This window comes from Amycolatopsis sp. DG1A-15b (genome assembly GCF_030285645.1).
Taxonomy (GTDB): Bacteria; Actinomycetota; Actinomycetes; order Mycobacteriales; family Pseudonocardiaceae; genus Amycolatopsis.
In genome coordinates this window covers 10,132,767-10,155,415 of sequence record NZ_CP127296.1, presented here as the reverse complement: position 1 = coordinate 10,155,415, position 22,649 = coordinate 10,132,767, and the positions used below count along the sequence as shown (strand labels likewise).

General features: G+C 71.5%; 21 protein-coding genes. 10 read left to right on the top strand and 11 right to left on the bottom strand.

From position 1 onward, the window contains the following. Window positions 1-17: 17 nt before the first annotated feature. From QRY02_RS47235 to kdpF, 6 genes are read right to left on the bottom strand one after another with little or no spacing between them, the layout of a single operon-like run. Window positions 18-716 carry a response regulator gene (locus QRY02_RS47235; protein ID WP_285989187.1) on the bottom strand — a complete coding sequence of 233 codons (699 nt, stop codon included), beginning with the start codon at window positions 714-716 and terminating at the stop codon, window positions 18-20. Then, window positions 713-3,259, bottom strand: a complete 2,547-nt coding sequence (locus tag QRY02_RS47230) for a sensor histidine kinase (protein WP_285989186.1) — start codon at window positions 3,257-3,259, stop codon at window positions 713-715. Before QRY02_RS47230 ends, QRY02_RS47235 begins: the two co-directional genes overlap by 4 nt. A gap of 4 nt (window positions 3,260-3,263) precedes the next feature. After that, window positions 3,264-3,854, bottom strand: coding sequence for a potassium-transporting ATPase subunit C (locus QRY02_RS47225; protein ID WP_285989185.1), 591 nt, complete (start codon window positions 3,852-3,854; stop codon window positions 3,264-3,266). A 4-nt stretch (window positions 3,855-3,858) separates the two neighbouring features. Continuing rightward, window positions 3,859-5,904, bottom strand: coding sequence for a potassium-transporting ATPase subunit KdpB (gene kdpB, locus QRY02_RS47220; protein ID WP_285989184.1), 2,046 nt, complete (start codon window positions 5,902-5,904; stop codon window positions 3,859-3,861). Next, the gene (gene kdpA / locus QRY02_RS47215) at window positions 5,901-7,562 is read right to left on the bottom strand and encodes a potassium-transporting ATPase subunit KdpA (protein WP_285989183.1); all 1,662 of its coding nucleotides are present in this window, start codon (window positions 7,560-7,562) and stop codon (window positions 5,901-5,903) included. Before kdpA ends, kdpB begins: the two co-directional genes overlap by 4 nt. A 37-nt stretch (window positions 7,563-7,599) precedes the next feature. Continuing rightward, on the bottom strand, window positions 7,600-7,701 hold the full coding sequence (gene kdpF / locus QRY02_RS47210) for a K(+)-transporting ATPase subunit F (protein WP_103337465.1): 102 nt from the start codon (window positions 7,699-7,701) through the stop codon (window positions 7,600-7,602). A gap of 401 nt (window positions 7,702-8,102) precedes the next feature. On the opposite strand from kdpF, the gene asnB reads away from it, so the two are divergent. Further along, entirely contained in the window at window positions 8,103-9,944 is a 1,842-nt protein-coding gene (asnB, locus tag QRY02_RS47205; RefSeq protein ID WP_285989182.1) for an asparagine synthase (glutamine-hydrolyzing), read from the top strand. A gap of 1 nt (window position 9,945) precedes the next feature. Here asnB and QRY02_RS47200 read toward each other — a convergent pair whose 3' ends face one another. Next, window positions 9,946-10,791, bottom strand: coding sequence for a LysR family transcriptional regulator (locus tag QRY02_RS47200; RefSeq protein WP_285989181.1), 846 nt, complete (start codon window positions 10,789-10,791; stop codon window positions 9,946-9,948). 60 nt (window positions 10,792-10,851) lie between these two features. On the opposite strand from QRY02_RS47200, the gene QRY02_RS47195 reads away from it, so the two are divergent. Next, window positions 10,852-11,184 carry an ester cyclase gene (locus QRY02_RS47195; RefSeq protein ID WP_285989180.1) on the top strand — a complete coding sequence of 111 codons (333 nt, stop codon included), beginning with the start codon at window positions 10,852-10,854 and terminating at the stop codon, window positions 11,182-11,184. Here QRY02_RS47195 and QRY02_RS47190 read toward each other — a convergent pair. The 3 genes from QRY02_RS47190 to QRY02_RS47180 form a co-directional block, all read right to left on the bottom strand. Beyond that, window positions 11,174-11,650 carry a GNAT family N-acetyltransferase gene (locus QRY02_RS47190; RefSeq protein WP_285989179.1) on the bottom strand — a complete coding sequence of 159 codons (477 nt, stop codon included), beginning with the start codon at window positions 11,648-11,650 and terminating at the stop codon, window positions 11,174-11,176. The genes QRY02_RS47195 and QRY02_RS47190 overlap by 11 nt on opposite strands. Window positions 11,651-11,733: 83 nt before the next feature. Then, window positions 11,734-12,732: a Gfo/Idh/MocA family protein gene (locus QRY02_RS47185; protein WP_285989178.1), complete on the bottom strand. Its 999-nt coding sequence runs from the start codon at window positions 12,730-12,732 to the stop codon at window positions 11,734-11,736. Window positions 12,733-12,813: 81 nt separating this feature from the next. Further along, a complete protein-coding gene (locus QRY02_RS47180; protein ID WP_285989177.1) occupies window positions 12,814-13,851 on the bottom strand; it encodes a LacI family DNA-binding transcriptional regulator in 1,038 nt (345 codons plus the stop codon). A gap of 110 nt (window positions 13,852-13,961) precedes the next feature. On the opposite strand from QRY02_RS47180, the gene QRY02_RS47175 reads away from it, so the two are divergent. The 8 genes from QRY02_RS47175 (at window position 13,962) to iolD (ending at window position 21,719) form a co-directional block, all read left to right on the top strand. After that, window positions 13,962-14,840 carry a TIM barrel protein gene (locus tag QRY02_RS47175; RefSeq protein ID WP_285989176.1) on the top strand — a complete coding sequence of 293 codons (879 nt, stop codon included), beginning with the start codon at window positions 13,962-13,964 and terminating at the stop codon, window positions 14,838-14,840. 24 nt (window positions 14,841-14,864) lie between these two features. Next, the gene (locus QRY02_RS47170; protein ID WP_285989175.1) at window positions 14,865-15,863 is read left to right on the top strand and encodes a sugar ABC transporter substrate-binding protein; all 999 of its coding nucleotides are present in this window, start codon (window positions 14,865-14,867) and stop codon (window positions 15,861-15,863) included. A gap of 167 nt (window positions 15,864-16,030) precedes the next feature. Beyond that, window positions 16,031-16,972 carry an ABC transporter permease gene (locus QRY02_RS47165; protein WP_387048008.1) on the top strand — a complete coding sequence of 314 codons (942 nt, stop codon included), beginning with the start codon at window positions 16,031-16,033 and terminating at the stop codon, window positions 16,970-16,972. Then, window positions 16,969-17,748 (top strand): ATP-binding cassette domain-containing protein, encoded by a 780-nt coding sequence (locus QRY02_RS47160; protein WP_285989174.1) that lies wholly within the window; start codon window positions 16,969-16,971, stop codon window positions 17,746-17,748. The genes QRY02_RS47165 and QRY02_RS47160 overlap by 4 nt, the downstream gene beginning before the upstream one ends. Beyond that, window positions 17,745-18,674: a 5-dehydro-2-deoxygluconokinase gene (gene iolC / locus QRY02_RS47155; RefSeq protein ID WP_285989173.1), complete on the top strand. Its 930-nt coding sequence runs from the start codon at window positions 17,745-17,747 to the stop codon at window positions 18,672-18,674. Before QRY02_RS47160 ends, iolC begins: the two co-directional genes overlap by 4 nt. Continuing rightward, a complete protein-coding gene (locus tag QRY02_RS47150; protein WP_285989172.1) occupies window positions 18,674-19,000 on the top strand; it encodes a hypothetical protein in 327 nt (108 codons plus the stop codon). Before iolC ends, QRY02_RS47150 begins: the two co-directional genes overlap by 1 nt. Beyond that, entirely contained in the window at window positions 18,997-19,887 is an 891-nt protein-coding gene (gene iolB, locus QRY02_RS47145; RefSeq protein WP_285989171.1) for a 5-deoxy-glucuronate isomerase, read from the top strand. Before QRY02_RS47150 ends, iolB begins: the two co-directional genes overlap by 4 nt. Beyond that, window positions 19,884-21,719: a 3D-(3,5/4)-trihydroxycyclohexane-1,2-dione acylhydrolase (decyclizing) gene (gene iolD, locus QRY02_RS47140; protein ID WP_285989170.1), complete on the top strand. Its 1,836-nt coding sequence runs from the start codon at window positions 19,884-19,886 to the stop codon at window positions 21,717-21,719. The genes iolB and iolD overlap by 4 nt, the downstream gene beginning before the upstream one ends. Here iolD and QRY02_RS47135 read toward each other — a convergent pair. Continuing rightward, window positions 21,704-22,636, bottom strand: a complete 933-nt coding sequence (locus tag QRY02_RS47135; protein ID WP_285989169.1) for an Lrp/AsnC family transcriptional regulator — start codon at window positions 22,634-22,636, stop codon at window positions 21,704-21,706. The genes iolD and QRY02_RS47135 overlap by 16 nt on opposite strands. Between the last annotated feature and the right edge of the window lie 13 nt (window positions 22,637-22,649).

Below are 22,649 nucleotides of genomic sequence, written 5' to 3'. Positions count from 1 at the left end.
GCGAGGTACCCGCCGGGTCAGACCTCGAAGCGGTAGCCCATCCCCGGTTCGGTCAGCAGGTGCCGGGGCCGGGAGGGCTCCCGTTCCAGCTTGCGCCGCAGCTGGGCCAGGTACACCCGCAGGTAGTGGGACTCCGTCTCGTACGACGGGCCCCACACCTCGTGCAGGAGCTGCTTCTGCGCCACCAGCCGGCCGCGGTTGCGGACCAGCAGCTCCAGCACGCCCCACTCCGTCTTCGTCAGGTGGACCTCCACGCCGTCGTGGCGGCGGACCTTCTTCGCCGCCAGGTCCACGCTGAACGACGCCGTGTCCACCACCGCGTCCGCGTCGTCCGCGCCCGCCACCGCCGAGCGGCGGACCGCCGCGCGCAGCCGAGCCAGCAGCTCGTCCATGCCGAACGGCTTCGTCACGTAGTCGTCGGCGCCCGCGTCGAGGGCCTCGACCTTGTCCGCCGAGTCGCCGCGCGCCGAGAGCACGATGATCGGGACCGTCGTCCAGCCGCGCATGCCCGCGATCACCTCGGTGCCGTCGAGGTCGGGCAGGCCGAGGTCGAGCACGACGACGTCGGGCTTGGTCTCGGCGACCGCTTTCAAAGCAGCCGTGCCGTCGTGCGCGGTGATCACCTTGTAGCCGCGGGCGGTCAGGTTGATCCGCAGGGCCCGCACGATCTGCGGTTCGTCGTCCACCACCAGCACGGTGGCGCCCGGGTCGCTCATCGCACCCCCTCCTCTTCGAACTCCACGCTGAACGCGGGGAGCGAAACCACGACCGTGAGCCCGCCGCCCGGGGTGTCCTCGGCACGGATCGTGCCGCCCATCGCCTCGGTGAACCCCTTCGCCACCGACAGCCCGAGCCCGACGCCCGGAGTCGTGTCCCGGTCGCCGCCGAGCCGCTGGAACGGCGCGAACGCCGAGTCCGCGGCGCCCTTGCGCAGCCCCTTGCCGTGGTCGACGATCCGCAGCTCGACCTGGCCGGAGTGCGCGCTGGCCCGGGCCGACACCGGCGCGGCACCGCTTTCGTCGACACCGTGGCGCAGCGCGTTGTCCAGCACGTTCGCCACCACCCGTTCCAGCAGGCCGGGATCGGCCAGCACCGACGGCAGCCGGTCGTCGACCGCGACCACGACGTCGTCCGATCCGTCCACATTGGACAGCGCATGCGCGACGACCTCGTCGTAGCCGACCGGGCGCAGGTGCGGGCGGACCGCCCCGGTGGCCAGCCGCGAGGAGTCGAGGAGGTTGTCGATCAGGCCGGCGAGCCGGTCGGCGGACAGCTCGATGGCCTCCATCAGCTCCGCGGTGTCCTCTTCGGACAAATCCAGATCCGCGGCACGCAGGCTGCCGATCGAGGCCTTGATCGACGTCAGCGGCGTCCGCAGGTCGTGCCCGACGGCCGAGAGCAACGTCGTGCGCAGCTCGGTCGCCTCGGCCTTGCGCTCGGCACGCGCCGCCGCCGCGGCGGCCCGCTGCTGCCGCAGGGCCAGGAACGCCTGCCCCGCCACGGCTTCCAGCACCCGCCGGTCGGCCGCCGGCAGCGCCCGGCCGCGCAGGGTCAGGTGGACGTCGGCAGTGACGGCGATGTCGGCATCAGCCTCGTCCGGGTCGGCGCACGGGTGCTCCCCCGCGGTCGCCACGCACTGCCAGACCCCGTCCTGCTTCTCCAGCAGCGTCACCGACGTCAGCGCGAAGTTCTCGCGGACCTTCGCCAGCAGCCGCTCGATCGGGTTCGCGTGGGTGAGCACGGTCCGGGCGTAGGACGCCAGCAGCGCGGCTTCGGTCCGCGCCCGCGCGGCCTGCGCGGCCCGGCGCGCGGCCTGGTCGACGACCAGCGCGACCAGCACCGCGACCACGACCATCGCGATCAGCGTCACGAGGTTCTGCGGGGTGTGCACGTTGAGCGTGTAGAGCGGGGGCGTGAAGAAGAAGTTGAGCAGGCCGGCGCCCAGCACGGCCGCGAGCAGTGCCGGGCCGAGGCCGCCGACCAGGGCGACGACGACCGTGACCAGGACGTAGGCGATGACGTCGGTGGCGAAGTCGAGCCCGGTGGGCAGGAAGACGCCGACCAGGGTGACCAGCACCGGCAGCACGACGGCCAGCACCCAGCCCGTCACCAGCCGCGAGGACCCCAGCGGGCTCGCGGTCAGCCCGGTCCGCAGGCGCCCGCCGGCCTCGGAGTGGGTGACCATGTGCACGTCGATCGGTCCCGACCGGCGGACCACCGAGGCGCCGATGCCCTCGTCGAACAGCCGCGCCACCCGGGAGCGCCGCGAGGTCCCGATGACCAGCTGGGTCGCGTTGACCCCACGGGCGAAGTCCAGCAGAGCGGCCGGGACGTCGTCGCCGACGACCGTGTGGAACGTCGCTCCCACCTCCTCGGCGAGCTTGCGGCAGCGGGCCATCGCGACCGGGCTGATGCCGGCCAGGCCGTCGCCGCGCAGGATGTGCACCACCTGCAGCTCGGCGCCGGCGCGGGTGGCGATCCGGCTGGCCCGGCGGATGAGCGTCTCGCTCTCCGGGCCGCCGGTGATCGAGGCGACGACCCGTTCGCGCGCCTCCCAGGTGTCGGTGATCCGCTGCTCGGCGCGGTAGCGCTGGAGGGCGACGTCGACCTGGTCGGCCACCCAGAGCAGCGCCAGTTCCCGGAGGGCGGTGAGGTTGCCGGGCCGGAAGTAGTTGCCGAGGGCGGCGTCGATCCGCTCGGCCGGGTAGACGTTGCCGTGCGCGAGCCGCCGCCGCAGGGCCTCCGGCGTGATGTCGACCAGCTCCAGCTGTTCGGCGCGGCGGACGACCTCGTCCGGCACGGTCTCCTGCTGCGTGACGCCGGTGATCCGCTCGACGACGTCGTTGAGGCTCTGCAGGTGCTGCACGTTGACCGTGGAGAGCACGTCGATGCCGGCGTTCAGCAGTTCCTCGACGTCCTGCCAGCGCTTGGCGTTGCGCGAACCGGGCACGTTGGTGTGCGCCAGTTCGTCGACGACGGCGACCTCGGGGGCACGGGCCAGGACGCCGTCGAGGTCCATCTCGTCGAAGTCGCGGCCGCGGTGCCCGGCCTGGCGCCGCGGAAGCACTTCCAGGCCGTCCAGGAGTTCCGCGGTCTTGTCGCGGCCGTGCGTCTCCACCAGCCCGACGACGACGTCGGTGCCGCGGGCGAGGCGCCGCCGCGCTTCGCCGAGCATGGCGAAGGTCTTGCCGACGCCCGGAGCCGCGCCGAGGTAGATCCTCAGTTCCCCTCGGCGCGGCTTGCCGTTTTCGGTGGTCACGGTGTCAGTGTGCCCCTCCGGCCGCGGCGCGCACGGCCAAGTTGAGCGGGAGCACATTCACGCCGGGGACGCCGATCCCGGCTCCGCTCCTGTTCTGCTCGATCAGCTGCTTCACCCGGTCGAGGGGCAAACCGGTGTTGCGCGCCACGCGCGCGGCCTGGAGGCCGGCGTAGGCCACGCTGATCGCCGGGTCCAGTCCCGAACCCGACGCCGTCACGGCGTCCGGCGGCACCTGATCGGGTGACACGCCTTCGCGTGCGGCGATCAACGCCTTGCGCTGCTCGATCGCCTTCACCAGATCTTCGTTGTCCGGGCCCTTGTTGGACGCACCCGACGGCATGTCCGGGCCGGCCGCCGAGGGCCGGGTGTGGAACCACGGGTCGTGCGCCGGGTCGGCGGGCACCGGGTCGACGCCGATCAGTGACGACCCGGCGGCCCGGCCGTTCTGCGTGACGATCGAGCCTTCGGCGTTCCCCGCGAGACCGGGGATGCGCGCGACGGCCCACACCGCCAAGGGGTAGAGGATCCCGAGCAGGACGGTCATCACGACGAGGACCCGCAGCCCGGCCCAGGTCTGCTTGACGAGAGTGTTCACGGTTTCACCCGATTCCGGGGATGAGGCGCACGAGCAGGTCGATCAGCCAGATCCCGAGGAAGGGGCTGACGATCCCGCCGAGGCCGTAGACGAGCAGGTTGCGGCGCAGCAGGGCCGAGGCCGACGACGGCTTGTACCGCACGCCGCGCAGGGCGAGCGGGATCAGCACGACGATGATCAGCGCGTTGAAGATGACCGCGCTCAGGATCGCCGACTTCGGCGTGGCCAGGTGCATGATGTTCAGCCCGCCCAGCTGGGCGTAGATGCCGGTGAACATCGCGGGCAGGATGGCGAAGTACTTCGCGAGGTCGTTGGCGACGCTGAAGGTGGTCAGCGCGCCGCGGGTGATCAGCAGCTGCTTGCCGATCTCGACGATCTCGATCAGCTTCGTCGGATCGCTGTCGAGGTCGACCATGTTCCCGGCCTCCTTGGCGGCCGAGGTGCCGGTGTTCATCGCGACGCCGACGTCGGCCTGCGCGAGCGCCGGGGCGTCGTTGGTGCCGTCGCCGGTCATCGCGACCAGCCGGCCGCCCTCCTGCTCCTGCTTGATGAGCGCCATCTTGTCTTCGGGCTTGGCTTCGGCGAGGTAGTCGTCGACGCCGGCGTCCGCGGCGATCGCCTTCGCGGTGAGCGGGTTGTCGCCGGTGATCATCACCGTCTTGATGCCCATCGACCGCAGTTCGGCGAAGCGCTCCTTCATGCCCGGCTTGACCACGTCGGACAACCGGATCACGCCTCGCACGGTGGTTTCCTCGGCGACGACCAGCGGGGTGCCGCCCTGGGCGCTGATCTCGTCGACCACCCGCTCGGTCTCGCCGGGGAACTCGCCGCCGTTGTCCCGCACCCACGCCCGGACCGCGGAAGCCGCCCCCTTGCGGATCCGCCGGGTCCCGATGTCGATGCCGCTCATCCGGGTCTGCGCGGTGAAGGCGACGAACTCGCCGTGCTCGTCCTGCCCCGCGTGGTCCGCCGTCAGCTCGACGACGCTGCGGCCTTCGGGAGTCTCGTCGGCGAGGCTGGCGAGCCGGGCGGCCCGGGCCAGTTCCCCGGGAGTGGACGCGCCCACGGGGATCAGCTCGGTGGCGCGGCGGTTGCCGAAGGTGATCGTGCCGGTCTTGTCGAGCAGGAGCGTCGAGACGTCGCCCGCGGCCTCCACCGCGCGGCCGCTGGTCGCCAGGACGTTGCGCTGGACCAGGCGGTCCATCCCGGCGATGCCGATCGCGCTCAGCAGCGCGCCGATCGTCGTCGGGATGAGGCACACGAGCAGCGCGGTCAGCACGATCACCGACTGCTCGGCCCCGGAGTAGCGGGCCATCGGCTGGAGCGCCACGACGGCGAGCAGGAAGATGATCGTGAGCGTCGAGAGCAGGATGGTCAACGCGATCTCGTTCGGCGTCTTCTGCCGGGAAGCGCCCTCCACCAACGCGATCATCCGGTCCACGAAGGATTCGCCCGGTTTGGTGGTGATCCGCACGACGATCCGGTCGCTCAGCACGGTCGTGCCGCCGGTGACGGCGCTGCGGTCGCCGCCGGACTCGCGGATGACCGGGGCCGACTCGCCGGTGATGGCCGATTCGTCGACGGTCGCGATGCCTTCGACGACGTCCCCGTCACCCGGGATCACCTGGCCCGCCTCGACGACGACCAGGTCGCCGATCTTCAGTTCGACGCCGGGGACCTGTTCTTCTCCGGATCCGGTGAGCCGGCGGGCCACGGTCTCCTTCTTCGACCGCCGCAGGCTCTCGGCCTGGGCCTTGCCCCGCCCTTCCGCGACGGCCTCGGCCAGGTTCGCGAACAGGACCGTGAACCACAGCCAGACGGCGACCAGGATGGTGAACACGCTCGGGTCGGTGACCGCGAAGACGGTGGTGAGCGCGGAGCCCACCCAGACCACGAACATCACCGGGTTGCCGAGCTGGTGCCTCGGGTTCAGCTTCCGCAGCGCTTCCGGCAGCGACGTCCAGAGTTGGCGCGGGCTGAAGACGCCGGCACCGACTCGGCTCGGGGGTTCGGCGGGAGCCACCTGGGGTCGTTCTTCGGTGACGGTCATGCGAGTGCCTCCGCGATGGGCCCGAGCGCGAGCGCCGGGATGAACGTGAGGGCCGCGACGAGCACCACCGTGCCGGTGAGCAAGGTGGCGAACAGCGGCCCGGTGGTGGGCAGGGTGCCCGCGGTCTCGGGCACCTTGCGCTGGGCGGCCAGCGAACCGGCCAGGCAGAGCACGGCGAGGATCGGCACGAACCGGCCGAACGCCATGGCGACGGCGAACGACGACTGGAACCAGTCGCTCGTCGCGGTCAGGCCACCGAACGCGCTGCCGTTGTTGTTGCCGGTCGAGGCGTAGCCGTAGAGCACCTCGGACAGCCCGTGCGCGCCGGAGTTGCCCAGCGCGCCCGCCGTGCCCGGCAGCAGCAGCGCGATCCCGGAGCCGAGGAGCACCACGGTCGGCATCGCCAGCATCGCGATCGCCGCGCAGGTGACCTCGCGCTTGCCGAGCTTCTTGCCCAGGTACTCCGGCGTGCGCCCGACCATCAGCCCGGCCAGGAACATCGCGATGATCGCCAGCACGAGGATGCCGTAGAGGCCGGTGCCGACGCCGCCGGGCGAGATCTCGCCGTAGAGCATGTTCAGCAGCGGGCCCCCGCCGCCGAGCCCGGACAGGCTGTCGTGGGCGCCGTTCACCGCGCCGGTCGACGTCCCGGTGGTGGTGTCGGCGAACAGCGACGTCAGCCCGATGCCGAAGCGCTGCTCCTTGCCTTCCATGCTCGCGCCCGCGGCCCGGGCCGCCGGATTGTCCGCGAAGGCCTCGGAGCACCAGATGAGCGCCAGCGAAGCGGCCCACAGCAGGCCCATCACGCTCAGCAGGACGTACCCCTGGCGGCGGTTGCCGACCAGCGTGCCGAACGCGCGGGTCAGGCTCACCGGGATGACCAGGATCAGGAACAGCTGGACCAGGTTCGACCAGGCGGTGGGGTTCTCGAAGGGGTGCGCGGAGTTGGCGTTGAAGATGCCGCCGCCGTTGGTGCCCAGTTCCTTGATCGCCTCCTGGCTCGCCGCCGGGGCGAGAGCGATGGTGCTCCCGCTGCCGTCCGGGTTCGTCACGGCGACACCCGCCTTGAGGCTCTGCACGACGCCGAGCGCGACCAGCACGAGCGCGAACACGAACGCCATCGGCAGCAGCACGCGGACCGTGCCGCGGGTGAGGTCCACCCAGAAGTTGCCGAGCCGGTCGGTCTTCGCCCGGACGAAACCGCGCGTCACCGCGATCGCCACGGCCAGGCCGACGGCCGCCGACAGGAAGTTCTGCACGGTCAGCCCGGCCATCTGCACGAAGTGGCCCATCGTCGTCTCGGGGACGTAGGACTGCCAGTTCGTGTTGGTGACGAACGAGATCGCCGTGTTGAACGCGACACCGGGGCTGACCGAGCCACGTCCCAGGTCCCACGGCAGGAGCGGCTGCAGGCGCTGCAGCAGGGAGAGCAGGACGACCGAGACGAACGAGAACCCGAGCACGCCGGCGGCGTAGGTCGGCCAGCGCTGTTCGGAGTCCGGGTTGACGCGGAAGAGCCGGTAGAGGCCCTTCTCGAGCTTGAGGTGCTTCTCGCTGGAGAAGACGCGCGCCAGGTAGTCGCCGAGCGGTCGGTAGACCACGGCGAGGGCGGCGAGGAGCAGGCCGAGCTGGATGAGCCCGGCCGACGTGTCGGTCATTTCAGCCCCTCCGCGGGGAAAAGCACGTCGGGGCGCATCAGAACTTCTCCGGCCTGATCAAGGCGACGAACAGGTAGACGAGCAGGCCGAGCGCGAGCAACCCGCCCACCACATCGGCCACGGTTCCGGCGCCGCTCACAGCTTTTCCAAGCCGCGCAGCACCAGCGCCAGCACCACGAAAACGCCGATCAGCAGAACGGCGTAGAGCAAGTCGGCCACAGGCACCTCTCAGGACAGGTCACCGGGTCAGGTGACCGGGGACGACGTCACTGTGCGGTCCCGGGAGGCGCCGCGATGGCCGGCTGATGGCGCCTTGATGCGTTCCTGACGCGCATTTACGCCACCTTGACGGCTGGTGGCGGCGGTCACGCAAGCGTTTGCCCTCTTCTCACTGCAGGTAGCCGGTCAGTGACAAGCGACACAACGCGTGATCGAACAGGTGCGGAACGTGCAATTCGGGCAGACAAGATCTTCGGGTCGTGTTACACCTGGGTTACCGATAGTTGTATCAGCTAAGCATTCTCTGGGAGGGGTTTCGCTATGTGCGGTATCGCCGGCTGGGTTTCCTACGACGCCGACCTCACCCGCCGCCAGGACGTCGTCGACGCCATGACGGGCACGATGGCCTGCCGCGGGCCGGACGACTCGGGCACCTGGGTGCGCCGGCACGTCGCGCTCGGCCACCGGCGGCTGGCCATCATCGACCTGCCCGGCGGCCGTCAGCCGATGACCGTCTCGACGCCGAACGGCGACATCGCGATGGTCTACAGCGGTGAGGCCTACAACTTCACCGAGCTGAAGGAAGAGCTGACGAAGCTCGGCCACAAGTGGGAGACCGACAGCGACACCGAAGTGGTGCTGCACGGCTACCTGCAGTGGGGCGACGCGGTCGTCGACCACCTCAACGGCATGTACGCCTTCGCGATCTGGGACGAGCGCGACGACCGGCTCGTCATGATCCGCGACCGGATGGGCATCAAGCCGTTCTACTACTACCCGACCCGCGACGGCGTGCTGTTCGGGTCCGAGCCGAAGGCGATCCTGGCGAACCCGCTGGCCGAGAAGGTCGTCGACACCGATGGCCTGCGGGAGCTGATGGCGTTCACCAAGCGGCCGGGCTGGTCGCTGTGGAAGGGCATGGAGGAGGTCCGGCCGGGCACGATCGTCACCGTGTCCCGCGAAGGCGTCCGGACCCGCACGTACTGGAAGCTGGACGCGAAGCAGCACACCGACGACCAGGAGACGACGGTCGCCCGCGTCCGCGAGCTGATGACCGACATCGTCGATCGCCAGCTCGTTGCCGACGTCCCCCGCTGCGTCCTGCTGTCGGGTGGCCTGGACTCGAGCGCCGTCACCGGGCTCGCGGCGGCACGTCTGGCGGAGCAGGGCGAGCGGCTGCGGACGTTCTCCGTCGACTTCTTCGGCCAGGAGGAGAACTTCAAGCCGGACGAGATGCGCGACACGGCGGACTCGCCGTTCGTCCGCGACGTCGCTTCGCTGGTGGGGTCCGCGCACCAGGACGTCGTGCTGAACCCGGCCGAGCTGACCGACCCGGAGGTGCGGCGCGCGGTCCTGCGGGCCCGGGACATCCCGGCGGGGCTGGGCGACATGGACACATCGCTGTACCTGCTGTTCAAGGCGATCCGCGGTGAGTCGACGGTGGCCCTGTCGGGCGAGTCGGCCGACGAGGTGTTCGGCGGCTACCGCTGGTTCTTCGACGAGGCTTCGGTCAACGCGGACATGTTCCCGTGGATCGCCTTCCGCAGCGCGATGATGACCGACCGGACGTCGATCTACACCCCCGAGCTGATGGGGAAGGTGGATCTGGAGTCCTACGTCCGCGACCAGTACCGCTCGGCGGTCGCCGAGGTCGAGCACCTGGACGGCGAGTCCGCGGCCGAGGCGCGGATGCGGACGATCTGCCACCTCCACCTGACCCGGTTCGTGCGGATGCTGCTGGACCGCAAGGACCGCGCGTCGATGGCGGTGGGCCTGGAGGTCCGGGTGCCGTTCTGCGACCACCGGCTGGTCGAGTACGTCTACAACACGCCGTGGTCCCTGAAGACGTTCGACGGGCGGGAGAAGAGCCTGCTGCGGCACGCGACCAAGCACGTCCTGCCGGAGTCGGTGGCCCAGCGGGTGAAGAGCCCGTACCCGTCGACGCAGGACCCGGGCTACGCGGCGGCGCTGCAGCAGCAGGCCAAGGAGGTCCTGGCCGAGCCGGGCCACGCCGTCTTCGGCCTGGTCGACCGGTCGTGGGCGCACCGGGTGTCCGAAGTGGACTCGGCGACCATGGCCCCGGCCGACCGGATCGGCCTGGACCGGCTGCTCGACCTGTACCACTGGATCGAGATGTACTCCCCGGAGCTGCAGCTCGACTGAGCTATCGCGGGCGCGTGGCCGTCCGGACGAAGGCGGCCACGCGCGGCGATCGGGACGTCGACGGCCAGGCCACTTGCAGCCGCGCTTCGCTGAGCCCGTCCAGCTCGCGGTAGGCGATGCCTTCGCGGGGGTAGCGGCGGGCCACCGACCGCGGCAGGAACGTCACCGCCCGGCCGAGTTCGACCAGCCGCAGCGCCTCGGCGAGGTCCTTCGCCGCCCGCCCGGCGGTGGCGGGCGGCGGATCGGTCAACCGGGCGAGGGTCTCGGGGTCGCGGGCGCGGTAGTAGGCGTCGAGGCGCTCGTCGACGCCGGGCCACGTGACGGCCGGGAGGGCGAGGACTTCCGCCAACGTCGTCGCTTCCCGGCCACGCGGCTGAGCGGCGACGCGCGGTTCGGCGTGGACCTGCTCGACGTCGAGCCCGGTGCGGTCGAAGGGCGCGGCCACGAGCGCGACGTCACCGCGACCGTCGCGGAGCATGCCTGCGGCCTCGTCGCCCGTGGTCGCGAAGAGCAACTGGACGGGTTCGCCGAGTCCTTCGAGGATCCCGGGCAGAAGGCCGGCGTCACCGTCCGGTTTGGACACGACGACCAGCGACCCGGCCCGACGGGCCCGTCGCCGCGCGGCTCGGGCGGCGTCGACGGCGGTACGGGCGTCGGGCAGCATCGCCTCACCTTCGGGGGTCAGGGCGACGCGGCGGGTGGTGCGTGCGAAGAGCGTCACGCCGAGCGCGCGTTCGAGCCCGCCGACGGCCCGCGAGAGCGTCGGCTGGCTGACCCCCAGCCGGTCGGCGGCGCGGCCGAAGTGCAACTCCTCGGCGACCGCGACGAAAGCCTCGAACCCATTCATACGCCTTCAGCATAAATGGGGTATTTCCGTTCGGGCCAGGACGCTGGTTGCCTGGGCGCCATGACCACCATCGATGTCATCCGCCGCTACCTGGACGCCTTCAACCGCGGCGACCTCGACGCGTTCGACGAGCTGATCGACCCCGAGTACGTCAACCACAGTCCGAGCCTGCCGGACCTGCCACGCGGGCCGGCGGGGCTGAAGCCGATCGTGGAGGACCTGCGGCGGCAGGCGCCGGACCTGCGCTTCGAGGAGATCCACCTGCTGGCGGACGGGGACTTCGTGGCCGCGCACCTGCTGGTCCACGGCTTCGGCCCGGAACCGGCGCGGCAGATGCAGATCGAGCGGCTGCGCAACGGCCGGATCGTGGAGCACTGGCGGGTCACGGCCTGAGCGGGAGGACGGCGGCGACCTCGTCCCCCTCGGTGGTGAGGTCGGCGCCGATCCCGCCCAGCAGTGCCCGCGCGCCGCGGTTGTCGGCGGTCGTGGAGGCGATGAAGCTCGCCGCGCCGGTCGCGCGGGCCTCGGCCAGCAGCAACGCCGTCACCTGCTTGCCGATCCCCCGGCCGCGGGCGGCCCTGCTCAGCCAGATGCCCGCCTCGACTGCCTCGCCGTGGCGCTCCAGGCGGGCCGCGCCGACCGCGGTTCCGTCGACGTCGATCACCCACGTGCGTTCCACCGCCGTCGCCGGGTCCAGCGAGCGGGCGCGGTGGAACGCCAGGAACGCGGCGCGGCGCACGGAAGTCCAGCCCGGTGGCCCCTCGACCGGGGGCATCACTTCCCGGGGATCGGCCCCGGCCTCGGCAGCTTCGAGCAGGCGCGCCAAGGCGGCCTCGTCCAACGGCGTCAGGCAGGTCACGCTCGCAGTTTCGCGTCGATCCGCGTGCGGCGCGAGCGCATTTCGCCGAAGGCCCTCCGCCCCGCGACCGGCGTGAGTTCCGGCTACCGGCGGACCTCCGCCAGCTTCACCGGACGCCGTTCCCTCCTCGACACCTCGCAGGCCTCGGCGATGTAGAACGCCTCCAACGCGTCCGCCGCCCCGCAGGGTGAAGGTGCCCGGCCCGCGACGACGTCCAGGAACGCTCGCAGCTCCGTCGTGTACGCCGGGCGGAAGCGCTCCATGAAGCCCGGGTACGCCGGGCCCGGCAGCGGGGCCACCCCGGGCTCCACCGACCGCAGCGGGGCCCGGTCGTCCAGGCCGACCACCACGCCCGACACCGAACCCAGCACGTCGAGGCGCACGTCGTACCCCGCGCCGTTGTAGCGGGTCAGCGACACCGTCGCCAGCGTGCCGTCGTCCAGGGTCAGCGTCGCCGCCGCCGTGTCGACGTCGCCCGCGTCGCGGAAGAACTGCTCGCCGCGGTTCGCGCCGATCGCGTACACCTCGTCGACCTCGCGGCCGCTCACCCAGCGGATGATGTCGAAGTCGTGCACGCCGCAGTCGCGGAACAAGCCGCCCGAGTGGGCCACGTACTCCGCCGGCGGGGGCGCCGGGTCGAACGTCGTCGCGCGCAAGGTGTGCAGCCGGCCCAGCTCGCCGGACGCGACCGCCGCCCGGGCCGCCGCGTAGCCCGCGTCGAAACGGCGCTGGAAACCGATCTGGACGGCGACGTCCGAGGCGCCGATGCGGTCGATCACCGCCAGGGTGCCCGGGATGTCCGCGGCCACCGGCTTCTCGCAGAACACCGGGAGGCCCGCGTCGACCGCCGCGATGATCAGGCCGGGGTGCGCGTCCGTGGCCGCCGTGACGACCAGCCCGTCGAGACCCGCGGCGAACAGCTCGTCGAGGGACACCGATTCGACGCCGAGCTTCGCGGCGGCGGAAGCGGCACGCGCGGTGTCGACATCGGCCACGACGACCGATTCGACCTCCTCGAAGCCGTTCAGCGTCTCCGCGTGCGCGGTACCGATCCGGCCGGTGCCCGCCAATCCCAACCTCATCGTGATGTTCCTCCTGTCGCAGACTGTGCTGATGGTTTCCGATCCGGCCACAGCCACGGCCGAATGACTTCGCAGCAACGATTACGTGCCGCTCGGAGGTCGGCCTGCTTTTGGCCGGATCAGAAACTCGGCAGTGGTCGCCCGGACCACCAAGGACGGGTGCAGCAGGTGCCGGACCGGCTCCGTGCGCTCCCCGCGGACGCGCTCGATCAGCGCTTCGAAGGCCAGCCGCCCCATCTCGGTGCGTGGCTGGTCCACCGTGGTCAGTGAGAGGTGCCGCAGCGCGGCCAAGGACGTGTTGTCGTAGCCGACGACCGAGACGTCCTCGGGCACCCGCAGCCCGGCTTCCTCCAGCGCCGAGATCGCCCCGACGGCGTTGAAGTCGTTGCCCGCCACCAGCCCGGTCGGCAGGTCGAGCCGCGAGTACGTCGCCAGCAGTTCGCGCACCGCCTTCTCGCCGCCGGTGTCGGTGTGCTCGCTGCGGACGACGATCGGCTCCAGCCCGTGCCGCCGCATCGCCGACTGGAACCCGCGGCGCCGCTGGGCCGCCCCGGCCGCACCCCCGCCGTCCAGGTGGGCGATGCGCCGGTGCCCGAGGCCGACGAGGTGGTCGACGGCCAGCGCGGACCCGGCCTCGCCGTCGTCGTTCACCGTGTCCACCGTGGACGAGCGGATCGTCCGCGAGACCAGCACGACCGGGCACTGCTTGGCCGCGATCCGGATCGACGCCGCCGGAACGACCGGCGAAAGCAGGATGATCCCCGCCGGGCGGAAGGAAAGCAGGTTGTGCAGGGCGTTCCACTCGCGGGTGGGACTGCGGCCGCCCGTGTTGAGGATCAGGTCGAAGCCCGCGGCCTGTGCGGCGGCGTCGAGCCCCTCGACGACGTCGGCGAAGAAGGCGTTGCGCAGGTCGTTGACCATCACGCCGAGCACGGTGGACGTCCGGCTGGCCAGGGACCGCGCCATCACGTGCGGCTGGTAGCCGAGTTCTTCGGCCGCGCGCAGCACCGCCGCGCGCCGCGCGTCGGACACCTTGGGTGAATTCCGCATCACCAGGGAGACCAGTGCGCGGGAAACTCCGGCCCGTTCCGCGACGTCCTCCATGGTCGGACGCGCCATGCGCACCTCCCCTGATCTCGGAAAACTCAGCCTTGACTTGCTGTGACGGACGCTACAAGATTAGAGCGCTCTAATCAATAGAGCGCTCCAACGGACCAACGGAGGCCCTTGTGACAGCGACGATCCGCGTGGCCGCCGCCCCGATCTCCTGGGGCGTCTGCGAAGTCCCGGGCTGGGGCCGGGTGCTGGACGCGGCGACCGTGCTCGGCGAGATGGCGGCGCTCGGTGTCCAGGCCACCGAGCTGGGCCCGCCCGGGTACCTCCCGCGCGACCCCGCCGAGCTGCGGGAGCTGCTGGCGGGATACGACCTGACACTCGTCGGCGGCTTCCTCGCGGTCGTCCTCCACGAAAACCAGGAGAACGCTCTCAAGGAAGCGGAAGAATCCGCCGCGCTCTTCGCCGCCTGCGGGGGTGACGTCCTCGTCCTCGCCGCCGCGACCGGCCTCGACGGCTACGACGACCGCCCTCGGCTCGGCGACGCCGAGTGGGCGACGCTGGTCGACACCGCCGGCAAGATCCGCGACATCGCAGCGGCCCACGGCCTGCGCACGGTGCTGCACCCGCACGTCGGGACGCACGTGGAGCAGCAGGCCGAGGTCGAGCGCTTCCTCGCCGACTCCGATCTCGGGTTGTGCCTCGACACCGGGCACCTGATGATCGGCGGGACGGATCCGGTGGAGCTGGCGAAGCGGTATCCCGAACGGGTGGGGCACGTGCATCTCAAGGACGTCCGGGAAGACCTGGCGGCCGAGGTCCGCGCGGGCCGGCTCGGCTACACCGACGCGGTCGGGCGGGGCATGTACACCCCGCTCGGCGAGGGCGACGTGGACGTGGCCGCCATGGTGCGCTCCGTCCAGGCCGCCGGCTACGACGGCTGGTACGTCCTCGAACAGGACACCGCCCTCGGCGACGCGAGCCCCGACGACGTACCCCGGCGGGACACCGAGCGCAGCCTGGCCCACCTCGCGAAGATCACCGACTCCCTCTAGAAACCTGGTCCCAAAGGAGTGACTGTGTTTTCCTTCAAGAAGCTGGCCGGCGTGGCGGCGATCGCCGCCGCCGGGCTGGTCCTCTCCGCCTGCAGCGGCCCGACGGCCGACAACTCGAACACCAGTGCCAGCGGCAGCTCGTCGGCCGCGGCGCCCAGCACGGGTGGCCCGCTGAAGGTCGCCGTGGTCACCCACGGCAGCGCCGGCGACGCCTTCTGGAACGTCGTGAAGAACGGCGCCGAGCAGGCAGGCAAGGACCTCAACGTCGGTGTCGACTACTTCTCCGACGGCGACCCGGGCAACCAGGCCCGGCTGATCGACAACGCGGTCGCGCAGAAGGTCGGCGGCCTGGTCGTCTCGATGGCCAACCCGCAGGCGCTGCAGACGTCGATCCAGAACGCGGTGAAGGCCGGCATCCCGGTCGTCACCATCAACTCCGGCGAGGACTTCAGCGCCCAGTTCGGCGCGATCGCGCACGTCGGGCAGAGCGAAGGCCTCGCGGGCCAGGGCGCCGGCCAGCGGCTCAAGGCGGCCGGCAAGACCAAGCTGCTGTGCGTCATCCACGAGGCCGGCAACATCGGCCAGAACCAGCGCTGCGACGGCGCGAAGCAGTCCTTCGGCAACGTCACGACGCTGCAGGTCGACATCTCCAACCCGACCGACGCGCAGGCCCGGATCCGCGGCGCGCTGCAGTCCGACCCGTCGATCGACGCCGTGCTGGCGCTGAACTCGCAGGTCGCGGCCCGCGCCGTCGCCGCGGCGAAGGAAGCGAGCTCCAAGGCCCAAGTGGCCACCTTCGACCTGAACGCCGACGTCGTCGCGGCCATCAAGGACGGCAGCATCCTCTTCGCCGTCGACCAGCAGCAGTACGAGCAGGGTTACCTGCCGATCGTGTTCCTGAAGCTGTACAAGGAGAACGGCAACACCATCGGCGGCGGCAAGCCGGTCCAGACCGGCCCGGGCTTCGTCGACAAGACCAACATCGACACGATCGCCCCGTACGCGCAGCGCGGCACGCGATGACCGCAGCGTCTTCTGGGGCCGAGCCCCAGACCCCGGCCGGGGGGCAAGCCCCCCTGGACCCCCCAACGGCCGGTGGTATCCAGGCCCAACCCGACGAGCGCGTCGCGAAGAAGAGTCTGACCGACCGCTTGGTCGTCCGGCCGGAGATCGGCGCGCTCCTCGGCGCGGTGCTGGTGTTCGTCTTCTTCTCCGTCGTCACCGGCCAGTTCCTCAGCCCGCTGGGCGTGGCGACCTGGCTCGACGACTCCTCGACCCTGGGCATCATGGCCGTCGTGGTCGCGCTGCTCATGGTCGGCGGCGAGTTCGACCTGTCCGCGGGGGTGATGACCGCGTCGACGTCGCTGGTCACGGCGATCCTGGCGACGCAGGCGGGCTGGAACGTCTGGCTCGCGCTGGCCGCGTCACTGGTCTTCGCGCTCGGTGTCGGCGCGTTCAACGGGTGGCTGGTGATGAAGACCGGGCTGCCCAGCTTCATCGTCACGCTGGGGTCGTTCCTGGCCCTGCAGGGGCTCAACCTCGGCGTGACGCGGCTGGTCACCAACACCGTCCAGGTGTCGGGCATGCGCTCGACCAGCGGCTACGAGTCGGCCGGCGGGCTGTTCGCGTCCACGTTCGACATCGGCGGCACGGAGTTCCAGTCCTCGATCGTCTGGTGGATCGTCGTCACGGCGATCGCCGCGTGGCTGCTGGTGCGGACCCGGTTCGGCAACTGGATCTTCGCGGTCGGCGGGTCGCAGGTGTCGGCCCGCTCGGTCGGGGTGCCGGTGGTGCGCACGAAGATCCTGCTGTTCATGGGCACCGCCCTCGGCGCGTGGCTGGTCGGCTCGATCAACATCCTGCGCTTCGCCAGCGTGCAGGCGAACCAGGGCATCGGGCTGGAGTTCCAGTACATCATCGCCGCGGTGATCGGCGGCTGCCTGCTCACCGGCGGGTTCGGCTCGGCGGTGGGCGCGGCGATCGGCGCGCTGATCTTCGGCATGGCGCGCCAGGGCATCGTGTTCGCGCAGTGGAACAGCGACTGGTTCATGCTCTTCCTCGGCGTCATGCTGCTGGCCGCGGTCCTGGTCAACAACGCCTTCCGGCGCCGCGCGGAGAGGGTACGCCGATGAGCTTGCTGGAAGTGAAGGACATCGGGAAGACCTACGGCAGCGTGATCGCGCTGCGCGATGTGTCCACTGTGGTCAACGCGGGCGAGGTGACCTGCGTGCTCGGCGACAACGGCGCGGGGAAGTCGACGCTGATCAAGATCCTGGCCGGGGTGCACCAGCACGACCGGGGCGAATTCCTCGTCGAGGGCGCGCCCGTGCGGTTCTCGTCGCCGCGAGAGGCCCTCGATCGCGGCATCGCGACCGTCTACCAGGACCTCGCCGTGGTGCCGCTGATGAGCGTCTGGCGGAACTTCTTCCTCGGCTCCGAGCCGACGACCGGGTTCGGCCCGTTCAAGATGCTGGACCGGAAGAAAGGCCGCGAGACGACGAAGAAGGCGTTGTCCGACATGGGCATCGACCTGCGGGACGTCGAGCAGCCGGTGGGGACGCTCTCGGGCGGTGAGCGCCAGTGCGTCGCGATTGCGCGGGCGGTGTACTTCGGTGCGAAGGTGCTGATCCTGGACGAGCCGACGGCCGCGTTGGGCGTCAAGCAGGCCGGAGTCGTGCTGAAGTACGTCGCCCAGGCCCGTGACCGCGGGCTCGGCGTCGTGCTGATCACGCACAACCCGCACCACGCCTACCCCGTCGCCGACCGGTTCCTGCTGCTCAAGCGCGGTGCCGCGCTCGGGCACTACGAGAAGTCCGAGATCGACATCGGCGAGCTCACCCGGCAGATGGCGGGCGGAGCCGAGCTGGAAGCCCTCGAACACGAGCTGCGGCAGGTGGAGAAGGCGTGAGTCTCGAAGCGCTGACGATCGGCCGGGTGGGCGTCGACCTCTACCCCGAGCAGAGCGGCGTGCCCCTGGCCGAGGTCAGCACGTTCGCCAAGTCGCTCGGCGGGACCGCGACCAACGTCGCGGTCGCCGCCGCGCGGCTCGGCCGGCGCACGGCGGTGCTCACCAAGGTCGGCCCGGACGGCTTCGGCGACTACGTCCGGCAGGCACTGGAAGGCTTCGGCGTGTCTTCGGCGCACGTCGGTACGTCGCCACACCTCCAGACTCCGGTGGTGTTCTGCGAGCTGAACCCGCCCGCGGACCCGCCGCTGCTGTTCTACCGCTCCCCCATCGCGCCCGACCTCACGCTCACCGACGACGACGTGCCGTGGGACGTCGTCGAGTCGGTGCCGCTGCTGTGGGTGACCGGCACCGGCGTCTCCGCGGAACCGGCGCGGGCGACCCAGCGGAAGATCCTCGAAGCCCGGGGCCGCCGGCAACACACCGTCCTGGACCTGGACTACCGGCCGATGTTCTGGCCTGACGTCGCCGGCGCGCGAACCGAGATCGGCGGGATGCTCGACCACGTCACGGTCGCGGTCGGGAACCGCGCAGAGGTGGAGGTCGCCGTCGGCACCGCGGACCCGGACGCCGCCGCGGACCGGATGCTGGACCGGGGGCTGCGCCTGGCGGTGATCAAGAAGGGCGCCGAAGGGGTCCTCGTGGCGACTCCGGACGGCCGCTGGACCGTGTCGCCGCAGCGGGTCGAGGTCGTCTGCGGGCTCGGCGCGGGCGATGGCTTCGGCGGGGCGCTGATCCACGGGCTCCTGTCGGGCTGGGACCCGGTGCGGATCGCGGAGTACGCGAACGCGGCGGGCGCGCTCGTCGCGTCCCGGCTGGCCTGCGCCGACGCCATGCCGACCGCCGGGGAGATCGAGGAGCTGCTGTGATGCTCTCCGACGAGCGCTGGACGGAGCACACCCGCGCCACGAACCCGGGAGCGATCCGCCAGGCGTACGCGACCCGCAAACGGCGTCCCCGGCTGTTGTCCGACAACGGCACCCTGTTCCTGGTCGCCGCCGACGCCCCCCTCGGTCGGCGAACGCTGCCGGAGCGGCTGCTGGTCGCGATGTCGACGGTGCCACCCACCGGCTCGGCCGCCGTCCTGCTGCGGCACGGGGCCGTCAAGGGCCTCGTCGTGGGCCGTACCCAGCTCGGCGGAAACGCCAGGGCTGCTGCCGAAGCCGCCGCAAAGACACTGGAGGCCGCGAAGTGAGCAAGCTGCACCGTCCACTCGGGACACTCTCCGACGACGCCGACCCGGTCCGGCTGACCCCGGACACCGCGGGGTGGCGGTACTCCGGGCTGCGGGTGCTCTCGCTGGCCCCCGGCGAAGTGCGGATCCTGCACACCGGCGAGTTCGAGGCCTTCGTGCTGCCGCTTTCCGGTTCCGCGACCGTCCGGGTGGACGGCGAGGCCTTCGAGCTGGCCGGGCGGTCTTCGGCCTTCACCCGGGTGACGGACTTCGCGTACGTACCCCGGGAGGCCGAAGTCGAGTTGTCGACAAAAGACGGTCTCGAGGTCGCGCTGCCGATGGCGCGCTGCACCCGCCGTCTCTCACCTGCGTATGGTCCCGCGGAGAACGTCCCGGTCGAGGTGCGTGGCGCCGGACAGGCGACGCGGCAGGTGACCAACTTCGGCGTGCCCGGGGTGTGGGACCACGCCGACAAGCTCAACGCCTGCGAGCTGATCACGCCGGGCGGCAACTGGTCGTCGTACCCGCCGCACAAGCACGATGAAGCGACCGAGTGCGAGGTCGTCAACGAGGAGATCTACTACTTCCGCATCGCCGGCCGCGACGGCGTCACGCCGTCCCGCGAAGGCTTCGGCCTGCACCGGACGTACACCGCCGACGGCGAGCTGGACGAGGACGTCGCCGTGCGCGACCACGACGTCTTCCTCATCCCCCGCGGCTACCACGGGCCGTGCGTGGCCGCGCCGGGCTACCCGATGTACTACCTGAACGTCCTGGCCGGGCCGGCCGAGGAGCGGTCCATGGCGTTCTGCGACGACCCGGCGCACGGCTGGGTCCGCGACACGTGGGCGGCGCAGGATCTCGACCCGCGGTGTCCGGTCACGAGTCACGAAGGGCGTGTGCAGTGAAGCTGACGACGGCTCAGGCGCTGGTCCGCTGGATCCTCGCCCAGCGCTCGGAAACCCTGGACGGACGCGAGGTTCCGCTGTTCCCGGGGGTGTTCGCGATCTTCGGGCACGGCAACGTCCTCGGCCTCGGCACCGCGCTGGAGGAACACCGCGGGGACATCCCGGTCTGGCGCGGGCACACCGAGCAGGGCATGGCGCTCGCCGCGGTCGGGTACGCGAAGGCCACGCACCGGCGGCAGGTCGGCGTCGTGACGTCGTCGATCGGGCCGGGCGCGCTGAACATGGTGACCGCGGCCGGCGTCGCGCACGCGAACCGGCTGCCGGTGCTGCTGCTGCCGGGCGACACGTTCACCAACCGGGCGCCGGACCCGGTGCTGCAGCAGATCGAGCCGTTCGGCGACGCGACCGCGACGGTGAACGACGCCTTCCGCGCGGTCTCGCGCTACTTCGACCGGATCAGCAGGCCCGAGCAGCTGATCTCGACGTTGCCGCAGGTCGCGCGGGTGCTGACGGACCCAGCCGACGCCGGGCCGGTGACGCTGGCGCTGCCGCAGGACGTCCAGGCCGAGACGTACGACTTCCCGGACGCGCTGTTCGAGCCGGTGACGCACCGCCCGCAGCGTCCGCGCCCGGACCGGCGCTCGGTCACCGAGGCGGCCGGGGTGCTGCGTGCCGCCCGCCGCCCGCTGATGGTGCTCGGCGGGGGCGTCCGGTACTCCGGTGCCGGGCAGCGCGCGCTCGAGTTCGCCGAGCGGCACGGGATCCCCCTCGTGGAGACGACGGCGGGCCGGACGCTGGTCCCGCACGGGCATCCGCTGCACGCGGGTCCGCTGGGCATCACCGGCTCGACGTCGGCGAACGTCGTCGCGGCGGCCGCGGACGTCGTCCTCGCGGTCGGGACGCGGCTGCAGGACTTCACGACGGCGTCCTGGACGGTCTTCTCCCCCGACGTCCGGCTGGTGTCGCTCAACGCGGCCCGGTTCGACGCGGTCAAGCACGGCGCGCTGTCGGTGGTCGGGGACGCGGACGCGGGCCTGACGGACCTCGCCGTTCAGCTGGAAAGCTGGCGGGTGGACCCGGCGTGGACGTCCCGGGCCGCGGCCGAACGGGCTTCGTGGGACGCGCACATCGATGCACTCCGTTCCGCAGCCGCGGAGCTCCCGTCATACGCCCAGGTCGTCGGCGTGGTCAACGACCTGTCGGCGGCCGACGACTACGTCATGACGGCGTCCGGCGGGCTGCCGGGCGAGCTCATCGGCGGCTGGCGTGGGTCCGGCTCGGTCTCGATGGACGTCGAGTACGGGTTTTCCTGCATGGGCTACGAGCTGTCCGGAGCGTGGGGCGCGGCGATCGCCCACCCGGGCCTGGTAACGACGCTGCTGGGTGACGGCTCGTACCTGATGCTGAATTCGGAGCTGTTCTCGGCCGCGTTCGCCGGTCACCCGTTCGTCGCCGTCGTCTGCGACAACGACGGGTACGCGGTGATCGCGCGGCTGCAGGAGGGTCAGGGCGGGAAGCCGTTCAACAACTTCTACGCCGACTGCACGACTTCGCACGCTTCGCCGCCGCGGGTCGACTTCGCGCGCCATGCGGAGTCGCTGGGGTGCGTGGTGTTCACCGCGTCCGATGTGGACTCCCTGCGTTCTGCCTACGCTTCGGCCCGCGAATCGGCCGTCTCGGAGCAGCGGCCGGCGGTCGTCGTGGTGAAGACGCAGCCGTCGGCGTGGACCGAAGCCGGTGCCTGGTGGGAGGTCGGCGTGCCCGAGCACTTGGCCGGCCGGGAGGGCTTCGAGCGCGGGAAGGGCGCCCAGCTGCGTTACCTGGAGTCCTGAGCGGGCGCGAACCGCTTGGTGTACGAGCCGACGGTCGCCGTCTCCATGCCCTGGACGCCCGGGAGGGCGCCGACGCGGTCGGTGAGGTAGCCGTACAGGTCGTCCACGTCCCGGCAGACCAGCACGGCGAGGAGGTTGTGGCTGCCCGTGGTCGCGGCGACGTGCGCGGTCCGGGCGTCCGCGGCCAGCTCGTCGGCGACCTTCGCGAGGTGCTTCGGCGCGACGGAAAGCCACAGCAGGCCCTGGGTCCGGTAGCCGTACAGCGCGGGGTCGACCTCGACGTGGAACCGCAGGTGACCGGCGCGGCGCAGCTCGTCGAGGCGGCGGCGCACCGCGGACTCGGACCAGCCGACGCGCCCGGCGAGATCGGCGTACGGCGCCCGGCCGTCGGCGGCGAGGGCGGGCAGCAGGCGCCGGTCGAGGTCGGCCGGCTCCAGTTCGGACCGTCTGGGGCCCGGCTCGCGCAGTGCAGCGATCTGCTCCGCCGTGAGGGCCGAAGTCCGGCCCGGCCACCAGCCGTCCATGAGCGACCGCAGGAACTGCTGCGCGCGGACGTCGGTGACGTGCGGGTGCCGGCTCAGCTCGCCCAGCGCACCGGACGTGCGGAGCAGGCACGCGATCTCGGTGTCCCCGGACAGGAGTGTCACCCACGCGGTGTCGGCGCGCTCGGCCAGGGCCCGGGCGAGCGCGGCGGCGCCGTGCGGGCGGACGCGCAGCCGGACGAGCCACTCGGCGGGTCCCCGGGACACCGCGCTGACCCGCACGGCCCCGGCTTCGCGGAGCCGGGTGAAGCGGCGGGCGACGGTGCGGTCGGAGACGGCGAGGACTTCGGCGATCCGGCTGAACGGCACCCTCGCGTCCAGCTGGAGGGCGTGCAGGAGCCGCCGGTCCAGGTCGTCGAGGCTGACGGATTCCACCCGGCCAGGATAG

Bases quoted from the DNA above. Each gene is read 5' to 3' on its own strand.
- QRY02_RS47180 (WP_285989177.1), bottom strand. From the start codon at position 13,851: ATGGCGCGTCCGACCATGGAGGACGTCGCGGAACGGGCCGGAGTTTCC.
- QRY02_RS47160 (WP_285989174.1), top strand. From the start codon at position 16,969: ATGAGCTTGCTGGAAGTGAAGGACATCGGGAAGACCTACGGCAGCGTG.
- kdpA (WP_285989183.1), bottom strand. From the start codon at position 7,562: ATGACCGACACGTCGGCCGGGCTCATCCAGCTCGGCCTGCTCCTCGCC.
- asnB (WP_285989182.1), top strand. From the start codon at position 8,103: ATGTGCGGTATCGCCGGCTGGGTTTCCTACGACGCCGACCTCACCCGC.
- QRY02_RS47235 (WP_285989187.1), bottom strand. From the start codon at position 716: ATGAGCGACCCGGGCGCCACCGTGCTGGTGGTGGACGACGAACCGCAG.
- kdpB (WP_285989184.1), bottom strand. From the start codon at position 5,904: ATGACCGTCACCGAAGAACGACCCCAGGTGGCTCCCGCCGAACCCCCG.
- QRY02_RS47200 (WP_285989181.1), bottom strand. From the start codon at position 10,791: ATGAATGGGTTCGAGGCTTTCGTCGCGGTCGCCGAGGAGTTGCACTTC.
- QRY02_RS47195 (WP_285989180.1), top strand. From the start codon at position 10,852: ATGACCACCATCGATGTCATCCGCCGCTACCTGGACGCCTTCAACCGC.
- QRY02_RS47185 (WP_285989178.1), bottom strand. From the start codon at position 12,732: ATGAGGTTGGGATTGGCGGGCACCGGCCGGATCGGTACCGCGCACGCG.
- QRY02_RS47150 (WP_285989172.1), top strand. From the start codon at position 18,674: ATGCTCTCCGACGAGCGCTGGACGGAGCACACCCGCGCCACGAACCCG.